Origin of the sequence: Pseudomonas sp. NPDC087690 (assembly GCF_044743175.1) — a bacterium.
Taxonomy (GTDB): domain Bacteria; phylum Pseudomonadota; class Gammaproteobacteria; order Pseudomonadales; family Pseudomonadaceae; genus Aquipseudomonas.
In genome coordinates this window covers 31,199-44,090 of the sequence record NZ_JBIUVX010000040.1, presented here as the reverse complement: position 1 = coordinate 44,090, position 12,892 = coordinate 31,199, and the positions used below count along the sequence as shown (strand labels likewise).

General features: G+C 60.5%; 8 protein-coding genes and 1 pseudogene. 5 read left to right on the top strand and 4 right to left on the bottom strand.

What is annotated here, in order from left to right:
• The first annotated feature begins 155 nt into the window (after positions 1-155).
• From ACIPIZ_RS24970 to ACIPIZ_RS24960, 3 genes and pseudogenes are all read left to right on the top strand, one after another.
• Complete coding sequence (locus ACIPIZ_RS24970) at positions 156-308, top strand: hypothetical protein (protein ID WP_401168021.1); 153 nt, start codon at positions 156-158, stop codon at positions 306-308.
• Positions 309-798: 490 nt separating this feature from the next.
• Positions 799-1,162, top strand: a pseudogene (locus ACIPIZ_RS24965) (DUF6124 family protein).
• A gap of 305 nt (positions 1,163-1,467) precedes the next feature.
• Positions 1,468-3,849 (top strand): autotransporter outer membrane beta-barrel domain-containing protein, encoded by a 2,382-nt coding sequence (locus tag ACIPIZ_RS24960; RefSeq protein ID WP_401168013.1) that lies wholly within the window; start codon positions 1,468-1,470, stop codon positions 3,847-3,849.
• 102 nt (positions 3,850-3,951) lie between these two features.
• Here the strand turns inward: ACIPIZ_RS24960 and ACIPIZ_RS24955 are convergent, their stop codons facing one another.
• The 4 genes from ACIPIZ_RS24955 to ACIPIZ_RS24940 form a co-directional block, all read right to left on the bottom strand.
• Positions 3,952-5,622 carry a ShlB/FhaC/HecB family hemolysin secretion/activation protein gene (locus ACIPIZ_RS24955; RefSeq protein ID WP_401168012.1) on the bottom strand — a complete coding sequence of 557 codons (1,671 nt, stop codon included), beginning with the start codon at positions 5,620-5,622 and terminating at the stop codon, positions 3,952-3,954.
• Positions 5,623-5,755: 133 nt separating this feature from the next.
• Positions 5,756-7,327, bottom strand: a complete 1,572-nt coding sequence (locus ACIPIZ_RS24950) for a collagen-like triple helix repeat-containing protein (RefSeq protein ID WP_401168011.1) — start codon at positions 7,325-7,327, stop codon at positions 5,756-5,758.
• A gap of 307 nt (positions 7,328-7,634) precedes the next feature.
• Positions 7,635-8,489 carry a MaoC/PaaZ C-terminal domain-containing protein gene (locus ACIPIZ_RS24945; RefSeq protein ID WP_064388823.1) on the bottom strand — a complete coding sequence of 285 codons (855 nt, stop codon included), beginning with the start codon at positions 8,487-8,489 and terminating at the stop codon, positions 7,635-7,637.
• Between the two features lie 3 nt (positions 8,490-8,492).
• A complete protein-coding gene (locus ACIPIZ_RS24940) occupies positions 8,493-9,845 on the bottom strand; it encodes a 3-oxoacyl-ACP reductase (RefSeq protein ID WP_122855020.1) in 1,353 nt (450 codons plus the stop codon).
• Positions 9,846-10,128: 283 nt separating this feature from the next.
• Between ACIPIZ_RS24940 and ACIPIZ_RS24935 the strand changes: the two genes are divergently transcribed.
• Both ACIPIZ_RS24935 and ACIPIZ_RS24930 read left to right on the top strand, forming a co-directional pair.
• Entirely contained in the window at positions 10,129-11,406 is a 1,278-nt protein-coding gene (locus ACIPIZ_RS24935) for an acetyl-CoA C-acetyltransferase (RefSeq protein ID WP_401168008.1), read from the top strand.
• 233 nt (positions 11,407-11,639) lie between these two features.
• Complete coding sequence (locus ACIPIZ_RS24930) at positions 11,640-12,536, top strand: PA4780 family RIO1-like protein kinase (protein WP_064388826.1); 897 nt, start codon at positions 11,640-11,642, stop codon at positions 12,534-12,536.
• Positions 12,537-12,892 lie beyond the last annotated feature (356 nt).

Here is a 12,892-nt window from a genome sequence, read left to right as displayed (position 1 = left end):
CTATTGGCTGACTTCACTCAATCCCTGTGGGAGCTGGCTTGCCAGCGATGGCGGCCTGACAGCCGACCAATCTCCAACTGATGTACCCGATCCACTTGTAGGAGTGAGCCTGCTCGCGATGGCGCCTACCAGCCAACCCATTTCTTGCAGGCAGCATGCAATTCCTGTGGGAGCTGGCCTGCCAGAAATGCCACCCTGACACCCACCGTTCTCCACTGATGTACACGGCGCTGGCGATTCAGCAAATCGTGAGGCTGGCCGAACTGGCAGTGAGCCGGGCACTCGACCGGATGGACTGGCAAACCTGAGCCACCCCTGTAGGAGCTGCCGAAGGCTGCGATCTTTTGATCTGGCTTTTTAAAAACCAACATCAAAAGATCGCAGCCTGCGGCAGCTCCTACATTGGGCGCGGTCATTGTGAGAGCCTGGCTTGCCCGGGAAGAAGCCCTTCCTGCCACCGAGTCATGTGGGTGTTTAAAGTTGTTTCAAAATAGACGAACCTTCCCACAAGGTTTTCAGGTTGTCCGTCAGACGTGCGTTCTCTAGGCTTCGGGTTGTCGCTGAATGCTCAGCGGCCAGGTGTGGAAACCTGAAATTCAAGTAGATGCATTGCACCACCACCGTAATCGTTGTCGGCGACTTCTTTCGTCTGCAAACTGTGTCGCGGCGGCTGTGCGTGGGCAGGCTTCGGTCTGGCCGGTTGCCTACTTATCGGTATTTCCACCCTGCGCATAGCTGCCACCTTTTGTTGTGTGGAAACGACAAGAGATGGCTTCCACAGCCAAGTAGGAGTTTTAAATGGACAAACTGATTCCCGACCCGCCCCCCGAAACCAGCACCCCGCTCGAAGACGCCATACGTATCGACGATCAAGTCAAAAACCGCGAAGCCATCAAGCGCGCTCTCGATTTCTACCTTTGCCCCAAACCTGCAAAACCTTACCAGCCCAGTACGATGTTCCTCGTGCAGCCGAACATCGACACCGAAAGCTTGCTGGCTCATGCCTGTGAATCCCTGGCGTCGGCCAACGTCATGGCCAGTGATTTTGCCGATCAGCTCAGCCGGCCGCAGCGCAACACGGCGCTGGCGATTCAGCAAATCGTCATGCTCGCCGAACTGGCAGGTGAGCCGCGCACTCGACCGGATTGACCCACAATCCTGAACCACCCCTGTAGGAGCTGCCGCAGGCTGCAATCTTTTGATCTGGCTTTTTAAAAACCAACATCAAAAGATCGCAGCCTGCGGCAGTTCCTACATTGGGCGCGGTCATTGTGGGAGCCGTTCTGAAGGCCCTGGAATGAGGTCGTGAAAATTGACGCCATCATTCTGACATTTTAGTAGTGTCGAAATGATGGCTCGTGTACATTCCCCGCGCCCGAACCAGGCCAACTGGAGGGTCGGTAGGGATGCCAGTTGAATGTGAGCCCTGCTGAAACTGTTTCATAAAGTTTTGGAAGGGAATCTCGCTTGAATACCGCACGCTTGCGCCAATCGCTGCTGGCGCTGTCCATTGCCGCTGCCACGCTGCACGCTTCTACTGCCGTTGCCGCCAACCTGAACCATGACCTCGGCGGTGGGTCGCTGAACAGTAACCTGCAGACTTGGGGGCTGGTCGATTTGAACGGCAACGGGACCATCGCTCCCGGGTCGCCGTCGACGTTTACTTACGCTGCTCAGTTCATGGGACTGACCGCCGACCAATTGCGCAATAACGCTGATATCCGCATTGACGGCGCCAACCATGGCGTAGGTATCCTCTTGGGTTCCTCTGGCGTAGTGCCGAGCAAAATTACCAGCAGCCTGATCAATCAAGGTTCTATTGCTGTTCACGGATTGACCGGTTCGGGCGATTCCACCGGTATTTCCGATACCGGCAGCACCATAGGTGGAAGTCTCTCCAATACCGGCAGCATTGATGTCAGTGGCGAGCGGGCCGGTGGTGTGATGTTTGTACACACTACCTTGGGCGGGATCAGCAACAGCGGCACGATCAACGCCAGTGGTATTGATGCACTCGGCGTGTTTCTCGACGGTGCCACACTCAAAGGCTCAATCAATAACAGCGGGGTCATTCGTGCTCGCGGTACTGATGCCGAGGCGCTGACGCTGGAGGGTGTGAAGTTCACTTCCGGCGCAATGCTGAGCAACAGCGGTACGATTTCCGGTGAGTCGATTGGTGTTCACGTCAGTGACCAGACAGCCGGCAGCGGTCTGTCGAGAATTTATCAACTGACGGGGTTGATCGAGGGCGGTACGGCGGCGATTCAGGTTGATGACGGGCAAACGTATTTCGACTTCTTCGGCGGCACGGTCAAGGGCGATATGCTTGGTTTGGCTGGCGTGCTGGTCGATGGCGATGCAACGTTCGACGGTTCGACCATCAGGTCCGGTTACGTCACCATCGAAGAAGGCACGCTGACGCTGGTGCGCCCGCACACCACGATCATCGGCGACTTCGACATGGAAGAAGCCAATTCGGTACTGGAGTTGTATCTGGGCAATGACACCAACCCGGCGCTGCCGGTGTTGAAAGTCACCGGCACCACCGACATTGCACCCGGCGGGCAATTGCGTTTGCTGGCGCGCTCCAGCGACTTCCGGGTCACACCCGGCGGCACGCGCTACACCTTGATCAGCTCGGGTAATCTGGTCGGCGGTAATAACCTGACCGTGACTTCCAGCTCCGCGCTGCTGGATGTAAAAAGCTTCGGTGTCCAAGGCAATGACATCATCACGGTGGTGGCGACCAAGTCCGCTGAAGAACTGGCAGACAACACGCTGGCCGTCGGCGGCAGTGTCAACGCAGCCAGGGCGATCGGTCGTCTGTCCGGATCGCTGATGAGTCGCCTCGACGAGCAGGATCCGGTGTACCAAGCCTTCGCCAATGCCAGCACCGATGCTGAGTTGGCGCGCTTGTCCGAGACCCTCAGCCCGGATGTCAGCCGTGGCGTTCTGCATGCAGCAACCAACAGTCAGACGCTGGTTTCCGGTGTGATCAACGAGCGCTCGGCGCGCGCTCGGGCACAGTCGGGCTCGAATGAAAAAGGTGTCTGGCTGCAAGCCTTGAGCAGTGATGCCAACCAGGACGAGCGCCGTGGCGTGAGCGGTTATGACGCTGACAGCCACGGGATCGCGGTGGGGGCCGACGGCCAGTTGAACGCCGATACGACCCTGGGCCTGGCCTACAGCTACCTCGACACCGACGTGAAATCCGATCTGGGCAGCAAGACCCAGGTCACCGGACATGCGCTGACCCTGTACAGCAATTGGCTGCACGACAACTGGTTCGTCGATTCTTCGCTGATGTATGGCTGGAACGACAACGAGTCGAAACGCTACATCGCCGGCACGCGCGCCAAGGCCGATTACGACAGTGATGTTTTCGGTGTGAGCGCGCTGGCCGGTTACAGCTGGCACCTGCTGCCTGCTGTGGTACTCGAGCCCCAGGTCGGTGCCCGTTATGCCAATGTCGGCATGGATGCGTATCGCGAGAAGGGCAGTTCGGCGTCGTTGAATGTCGGCAGCCAGCGTTACGAAGTCGGTGAAATAGGCGTGGGTGCACGTCTGGCCGCTGCGTTTGCGGTTGGCACCGGCAGTCTTGAGCCGGAAGCGAAAGTCATGGCATGGCACGACTTTATCGGCGACAAGGTCGACACAACGTCATCGTTCGTTCTGGGCGGCGATTCGTTCACCAGCCGTGGCACCACGCCGGTGCGTGACAGCTATGAACTGGGGCTGGGCGCCAACTACCGCATGGGCGCCTGGAGTGTCGGCGGGTCGTACAACTACGTGACGGCCAGCGGCTTTGATTCCGACGGTTTCACTGCAAAAGTGCGTTACGCCTTCTGACCGGTGCAGGAGCTGCCGCAGGCTGCGATCTTTTGATCTGGCTTTGTAAAAAAACAACATCAAAAGATCGCAGCCTGCGGCAGCTCCTGCACGTGGAGGGTTTTAGAGTTGGTAGCTGAAACTGATGCTATACCGCGCTCGACGGTTGAACGTGTCGAGCGCTTCATCGGACATCGCCTTCGCCGCCTCCAGCGCAATGTTGTAGTACTTGGCATCGCCGAAACGCAGACCGATCGCCGCTGACGACAGACTGTTGGCCTGTACCGGCAATTCGTTGAACCAGCTGCGCGAGCGGTCCAGCACAAAGTACGGTTGCAGGATGCGCACCCAATTGCCGTCGCGGTTGAAGCTGTAGTTGACCTCGTATGCCACCCCCCATCCCTTGTCGCCGGATGCCTGATCGTCAGGATAACCACGACCGAAATTCTGCCCGCCGAACACCGCGCGTTCGCTGTCGGGCAAGCTGTCGTCGCTCCAGTACAGCGCAGCCGACAGCACGCCCTGCCAGTTGTCGAGGAATTTGTTGCTCTGCACCCCGGACAGGCGCACGCGGAAGAAGTCGAGATCGATAGCGCTGTTGTTGGTTTTTGCGCCCATGCTGTCGACGCCCTGATACACACCGCCACTCAAAATCCGCAGTTGTCGGGCATCAGCCTTGCGCCAGTCGCTTTCGAAGGCGAGGGCGCGTATGTCGGTGCGTTCTTCGACGCTCAACGGGTAGCCGATGACCTTGTAGCGGGTTTTGTCGTTGACCGCGTAAAGCCGTGAGCCGGCGGTGAGCAGCTCGTTGGAGGCGGCAATCAGCGGCAGGGTGAAACCGATCGAATAGCGGTCGTTCTCGCGATGGGGTTTGAGCTCCAGGCCGTTGTCGAGCAACAGGCTGGTGCCCGGGTCAGCACGGTAGCGCGAAGCGGACAGGGCCAGTTGTGCACCTTCGCTGTTGATGAACTGGTTGTAGTCCAGGCGGTAGTAATGCTCGTGATCATCGCCCGGCGGGAATAAGCCGCTGAGGGTCAATTGCTCGCCCATCGAGGTCTGCGAATTGCTGCTGACACCGAGCAAGGCCTGAGTACCGTTGCGGTTGTCTTCGGTGGTGCTCAGGGTGCTGGTGAACGGTTTGCGACTGGCTTCGGCGACCAGCGTGGTCGCGCCGTCGGTGGTGCCCGGCGGCGGCACCTGGGCCTGAATCGTCACGCCGGGGATGCGCGTCATCAGCGTCGTGTAACGCTCGAACGTCTTGCGGGTCAGCGGGCGTTCGGCCTGGATTTTCGCCGCCAGTTCATCGATCAGGCCTTTGACTCGGCCGATGTCGCCCTGCATTTGCACGTCGCGCACGTAGCCTTCCACCAATACCACCCGTGCCACACCGTCCTCGAAATTCTGTTGCGGCAGGAACGCGTACGACAACAGATAGCCGTCCTGCTGATAGCGCCGGGTGATGTTGCGCGTGGCTTCGATCAGCTCGGCGAGGCTGGTCTCATGGCCGATCAGCGGTTGGTAATTCTGCGCCAGTTCGGTCAGCGGGTAGATCGTGCCGCCTTCGATCTGCACGGTTTTCAGATTGACCTTGGTGCTCATCATCAACGGCTGCGCAGCGGTCGCCCCGGCATCCGGTACTTGCACCGGCGCGGCACTCGGGCGATAGGCATCGGCCGGCAAGTTGGGCACGGGCAGGTTGCGGATGGTTTCGTTGCTGTTGAGGAAGCTGGGCAGAGTGTCGGCGAGAGCAGCAGAACTGAGGCTGAGGAACAGCAGGGACGCCATAACGCGCATAGGACACTCCATGGTCAGGTCACAGCTTGAGGCTGTTTTTTCCTAAGAAAAAAGCGGAAGACTCGTGGGAATCTTCCGCCCTCAACCAAGCGTAGGCGCTGTAGGTAAGGCCGTCGAATCGGCCAGGTGCAATTTAGCGTTTGTTGCCACCAAGGGCGCCGGTCAGACCACCGAGCACACCGCCCAGACCGCCACCGGTGGTGCCCCCGCTGGTGCCGCCGTTGACCAGCCCGCCGACCGCCGTGACGGTGCTGCCGACGTTGGTTACCAGCCCACCGACGGCGGTAGTGACCGGATTGTTGGTGGCGGCAATCGCGCCACCGAGGTTGCCCACCGCACCGCCAACCTGGCTGGTGAGACCGGCGACTGGCGAACCGAGACCGGTAGCGGCACCCAGTTGTTGAGTCACGTTGGTGACGCCGCTGGTGACCGGATTCAGCGCTGTGCCCAAAGTGGCGCCCACGGTGGCCAGTGGTGAGGTAGTGGCCGTGATCGGTGAGCCCGAGCCGCCCAGCACAGTGTTCAGCGAAGCGACGGTATTACCCAGGCCGACAGCGCTGACGCCACCGGCGCTGACCACGCCATTGGTGTTGCCGGCATTCAGACCTGCGCCGACATTGACCACTGCACCGCCCACGGTTTGCAGCAGACCGGTCCCGCCGAGGCCGCCACCGAGGCCGCCGCCAATACCGCCGCCAGTACCTGAACCGGTGCCGTTGGAGACCAGACCGCCGGCCTTGCCGACTGCAGTCCCGGCGTTGCTCAGTGCTCCACCGAGGGTATTGGTCAGCGCATTGCCATTGCCCGCGTCGGTCACTTTGTCACCCACGCCGTTGACGGTATCGCCGACTTTCTGGATCACGCCTTTGAGCGGATCGCCCAGACCTGTCGCGCTGCCGACCTTGTCGGTGGTGCTTTCGACCATCGCAATCACCGGCACCAGATTTTTACCGAGCTGATTGGTCAGTTGACTTGTCGGGCCATTGGTCAGCGTGGTGTCGAGGGTATTGCCGAGCATGGTGACTTTCTCGCCAACGCCGTCGAGCAGTGGCGCCACTCGAGTGACCACACCTCCGACCACTGGCACGCTGCCGGTGGCGGTCGCCAGTTTGCCGCTGAGGTCGGAGACGCCGTTGCCGACATCCGTGACCACGCCGCCGACCGAGGCGACGGTGGTAGTCAGGCCGTTAGGGTCGGTGGCCAGTTTGCCGATGCCGTCGGCCACACCATTACCCAAGGTGCTGACGACGTTGCCGGCAGTGTTGGCCGCGCTTTGCACGACGCCGCCAACCACGGGAACGGTGCTTAAAGAGTCGCCAACCTGACCGACACCATCGCCCACGCCGGCCACGGTAGTACCGACATCCTGCACCAGCGTCGTGGTCACCAGCGGCGTCGGTGTCGGATTGGTCGGGTTGGTTGGATCAGTAGGATCTGTCGGGTTGGTTGGATTGGTTGGATTGGTTGGATCGGTTGGGTTGGTGCCACCAGTACCGCCAGTACCACCGGTTCCGCCGGTGCCTGCGGTATCACCCGTGCCGCCAGTACCACCGGTGCCACCTGTTCCAGCGGTGTCGCTGGACGGCGAAGCGCTGCCGGAACTGCTGTGATGGCCGCCACCGCCGCTGCTGCAGCCAGCGAGGCCAAGGGAGAAAATCAATGCCAGAGCGATTGCAGATTTGCACCATACGTCTTGAGTTTTCATGATCGAGATTCCTTGCACCTGTCACAACGTTCGTTGCCTTCGATGGCTCACCGATCTGTCGCCGGTGATGCCTCGTCCGTGGCTGTAATTTCAGTCGGTGCGCGGATTTCAACCATTCTCAAGTTGGTATTAACGCCTTTATATATAAGCGCCAGTGCAGTGCCTAACGACTAATACCCAAGATATACACGGGCAAAAAAAGGCCTTGAAAATCAAGGCCTGGGGTTTTACGGGAAGGGCGAAGAACGCGAGGAAAACTTAAGTGATATATACACAATTTACGGGCTGTTTCTGCTCTGCCAGAGCGTCAGGCAATCGGTTGCCATAGACCGACCATGTGCTCCAGGTCGCCAGCGCCCATCAACTGCAACTCGCCACTGGAGCCTGCGGCGCTGGCCAATAACCTGACCTCGCTGGGCAGGCGCACCGGTTTGCGAAAATGCACAGCGATTTCCAGATTGGCCTTGGGCAACTGATCCGCCAGCGCTGCCAGCGTGCGTGCCTTGTTCCACAAACCATGGGCGATGGCGGTGGGGAAGCCGAACAGTTTTGCGCTCGCCGCGCTCAAGTGAATCGGGTTGTAGTCGCCGGACACCTTGGCGTATTGCCGGCCAATGTCGGCCGGGGCTTGCCAGTGCGCCACTTCCGTCAGCGCCTGGCTCGGCTGCCACTCCTGCTCGAGCGCCTCGCCTTCGAGTTTCACCCCGCGACAGAGCATCTGGCTTTCGGCCTCCCATAACGGCCCGAGTTGATCATCGAGGGTGGTCAGCAGATCAAACGTCGCGCCTTTGGGATGCGGCTGCAGGTTGTGCACCCGCACACTGACGTGCGCGCGGCTGATCCCGCCCATCGGCCGTAACACGCGGATGCGATTGCTCAGGTGAACCAGCCCCAGCAACGGAAACGGGAAGTCCTTGGCCGTGAGCAACTGCATCTGCAAGGCAAAGGCGAGGATGTGTGGATAAGTCGGCGGCAACAGGCCGTCATCGGCGAAACCGCAGACCTTGCGATACGCCGCCAGGCGTTGGCCATCGACATCGACCCAGCAACGCAATCCGCCGTCGGGCAGTTGCGTGCCGGTGATTTTGCGTCGCGTCGCCGCCCGCGCGTAGAGCCCGGGCAAACCCGGTTCGCGATCCAGTGTGTGCCATTCGATGCTCATGCCTTAAGCCCCCAGAACACTTTGTCCACAGACCCGCAGCGCCTGCCCGGTGAAAGCGCCGGTGCCCGGTTGCGCCAGCCATGCGACGGCTTCGGCGACGTCTTGCGGCAGGCCGCCCTGACCCAGCGAACTCATGCGCCGCCCGGCCTCACGCAGGCCAAACGGGATGTGTGCGGTCATCTGCGTTTCGATGAACCCCGGGGCCACGGCGTTGATGCTGATGCCGCGTTCAAGCAGTGTCGGCGCCCACGCTTGCGCCAGACCGATCAATCCGGCCTTGCTCGCCGCGTAGTTGGTCTGCCCACGGTTACCGGCGATGCCGCTGATCGAGGCAAGCAGCACCACTCGTGCGTTATCGTGCAGCGTGCCGTTGTCGAGCAGAGCCTTGGTCAGCACTTGCGGGGCGTTGAGGTTCACTGCCAGCACCGCGTCCCAGAATTCCGGGGTCATGTTGGCCAAGGTCTTGTCGCGGGTGATGCCGGCGTTGTGCACCAGAATGTCGAGGCCATCAGGCAACTGTTCGATCAGTTGACTGGCGGCGTCTTCGGCGCAGATATCGAGGGTGATCGCGCGTCCACCGAGGCGGGCGGCGAGAGCTTCAAGTTCGGTCTTTGCGGGCGGTACGTCGAGCAGGATCACCTCGGCGCCATCACGCGCCAGGGTTTCCGCAATGGAAGCGCCGATGCCGCGCGCTGCGCCCGTGACCAGCGCCTTGCGCCCGGCCAGTGGTCGCGTCCAGTCCGTCACCGGTGTCGCACAAGCCGTCAGGCGAATCACCTGGCCGGAGACGAAGGCACTTTTCGGCGACAGGAAAAACCGCAGTGGTCCTTCGAGTTGATCTTCGGCCCCTTCGCCGACGTAGATCAGTTGCAACGTGCCGCCGCTGCGCAACTCCTTGGCCAGCGACCGGGAAAAGCCTTCGAGCGCCCGTTGCGCACTGGCGGCGAAAGGCTCGCGCAGGGTTTCCGGAGCGCGGCCAAGAATCACCAGATGCGCACTGGATTCGAGGTTTTTCATCAACGGCTGGAAAAATTCACGCAGATGCTTGAGCTGGTCGGTGTGCTGCAACTCACTGGCGTCGAACACCACGGCTTTGAGTTTCGGACCGTGGCCGGCAATCCACTCGCTGGCGCTCGCAGGCTGTTCGCCGTAGCGATAGATGCCGTCGGTCAAACGGTTGGCGAAGCGGCTGATGCGCTCGGCCAGCGGCCCGCCACCGATCAGCAGCGCGCCCTCCACCGGACGCAGACGTCCGGCCTGCCAGCGTTCCAGCCGCACCGGCGACGGCAGGCCCAGTGCCCCGACCAGACGATGGCCGATGGACGAGTTGGCGAAGTCGATATAGCGGTCAGACATGGAACGCTCTCCAGAAGTTGGGGTTCAAAGTGTGGACTATCGACGGCAATCAATCGTTCGATCCACGCAATACGGCCTACGCTAGAACAGCAGAGTAGTTTGCCCCCGACGGTTTTGTTGCGGAGCACAAATTCAGTAACACAGCAGAACCCTGTAGGAGCGAGCCTGCTCGCGATCGCGGTGTATCAGATGAACATTTGCTGACTGACACACCGCGATCGCGAGCAGGCTCACTCCTACAAGGGGCCAGCGTGAAACCGATCAATCTGAAAAGGAGTTATGCATGAGTCAGCTGCGCCGCGTCGCGATCATTGGCGGTAACCGTATCCCTTTCGCCCGTTCCAACGGGCCGTACGCCACGGCCAGCAATCAGGCGATGCTCACCGCCGCCCTCGAAGGTTTGATCGAACGCTACAACCTGCACGGGCAGCGCATCGGTGAAGTGGTGGCCGGTGCAGTGCTTAAATTGTCACGGGATATGAACCTGACCCGCGAATGCGTACTCGGCTCGCGTCTGTCGCCATCGACGCCTGCGTACGATATCCAGCAAGCCTGCGGCACCGGCCTTGAAGCGGTGATCCTGGTGGCGAACAAAATCGCCCTCGGCCAGATCGACAGCGGTATTGCCGGCGGCGTCGACACCACCTCCGACGCGCCGATCAGCGTCAGCGAAGGCCTGCGCCGAATCCTCCTGCAAGCCAACCGTGGCAAAACCACCGCTGACAAGCTGAAAGCTTTTCTGCAACTGCGCCCAAAACACTTGATCCCCGAATTCCCGCGCAACGGCGAGTCGCGCACCGGCCTGTCGATGGGGCAGCATTGTGAATTGATGGCGCAGACGTGGAACATTCCCCGCGAAGATCAGGATCAGCTCGCACTCGAGAGTCATCACAAACTGGCAGCGTCCTATGCCGAGGGCTGGCACAACGATCTGATGACGCCGTTTCTCGGCCTGACCCGCGACAATAATCTGCGCCCGGACCTGACCCTGGAAAAACTCGCCTCGTTGAAACCGGCCTTCGAGAAAAGCGCCAAAGGCACGCTGACGGCGGGTAACTCCACGCCACTGACCGATGGCGCCTCGGTGGTGCTGCTGGGCAGTGAAGCGTGGGCGAAGGAACGCGGCCTGCCGATTCTCGCTTATCTGCGCGATGGCGAAGCGGCGGCGGTGGACTTCGTCAACGGTGCCGAGGGCCTGTTGATGGCGCCGGTGTACGCCGTACCACGCTTGCTGGCGCGCAATGGGCTGACCTTGCAGGATTTCGATTACTACGAAATTCACGAAGCGTTCGCCGCGCAAGTGCTGTGCACGTTGAAGGCTTGGGAAGATCCGGAATATTGCCAAACCCGCTTGGGCCTCGACGCGCCGCTGGGCTCGATCGACCGCAGCCGGCTCAATGTGAAGGGCAGTTCGCTGGCAGCGGGGCATCCTTTTGCCGCCACTGGCGGGCGTCTCGTGGCGAACATGGCCAAGCTTCTCGATGCCGCAGGCAAAGGGCGAGGCCTGATCTCTATCTGCGCCGCCGGCGGTCAAGGCGTCACCGCCATCATCGAACGCTGACCCCACAGGATCTTCAGTGCATCGGCATGTCAGATTCTGTCGCAAATGCCCTCGACGGCCGATAACGCCAAGTGACCCCGGCTCGGCTATGATTCGCAACGGTCGATTTTTTTCGGCACAGTGTATGCATTCATAGGGTTCACAGGTCGGCAACCCCTCCCCGTGGTGCGAGGATTGCCGTATAACGAGTGACATTCGCGTGTTTGGTAATAAAGGACCCACAATAAAAGCTGATGAAGACTCCAAAACGCATTGAACCCCTGATCGAGGACGGTCTGGTCGACGAAGTGCTGCGCCCACTGATGAGTGGCAAAGAAGCAGCTGTTTATGTAGTGCGCTGCGGTAATCAGTTACGTTGCGCGAAGGTCTACAAGGAGGCGAACAAACGCAGTTTCCGCCAGGCGGCCGAGTATCAGGAAGGTCGTAAGGTCCGTAACAGCCGACAGGCGCGGGCCATGGCCAAAGGCTCCAAGTTCGGTCGCAAAGAGACCGAAGACGCCTGGCAGAACGCCGAAGTGGCGGCGCTGTTTCGGTTGGCCGGTGCCGGTGTCCGCGTGCCCAAGCCGTACGACTTCCTCGACGGCGTACTGTTGATGGAACTGGTCGCCGACGAGTATGGCGACGCCGCGCCGCGTCTGAACGACGTGGTGCTGGAGCCGGATCAGGCGCGCGAATATCACGCGTTCCTGATTTCGCAGATCGTGCTGATGTTGTGTACCGGTCTGGTGCACGGTGACCTCTCGGAGTTCAACGTGCTGCTGACGCCGACCGGCCCGGTCATCATCGACCTGCCGCAAGCGGTCGACGCTGCCGGCAACAACCACGCGTTCAGCATGCTGGAGCGCGACGTTGGCAACATGGCTTCGTATTTCGGCCGCTTCGCGCCGGAGTTGAAGAACACCAAGTACGCGAAAGAAATGTGGGCGCTGTACGAAGCCGGCACCTTGCACCCGGCCAGCGTGCTGACCGGCGAGTTCGATGATCCGGAAGACCTCGCCGATGTCGGCGGGGTATTGCGCGAGATCGAAGCGGCGCGCCTCGACGAAGAGCGCAAGCAGGCTATCCGTGCGGCAGACGACGAGCCCAAAGGCAAGTCCGACGAACCACCGCCACCGCCGTGGATGCAGTGATCACTTGAACAGAAACCCGGCTTCGGCCGGGTTTTTTGTGTCACAGGCACCCTCACCCCAACCCTCTCCCAGAGGGAGAGGGGGCCGACCGCGCTGTCTGTCGATTTACATCGACCTGAAATACCGAGTTGATTATGGAATGGGCTACCGGGTTGATTGTGGATTCGGTAAGGCTCTTTCACGTCGGCGCATCTTTGAAGCACCTCCAATCAGTTCCCTCTCCCAGAGGGAGAGGGGGCCGACCGCGCTGTCTGTCGATTTACATCGACCTGAAATACCGAGTTGATTATGGAATGGGCTACCGGGTTGATTGTGGATTCGGTAAGGCTCTTTCACGTCGGCGCATCTTTGAAGCC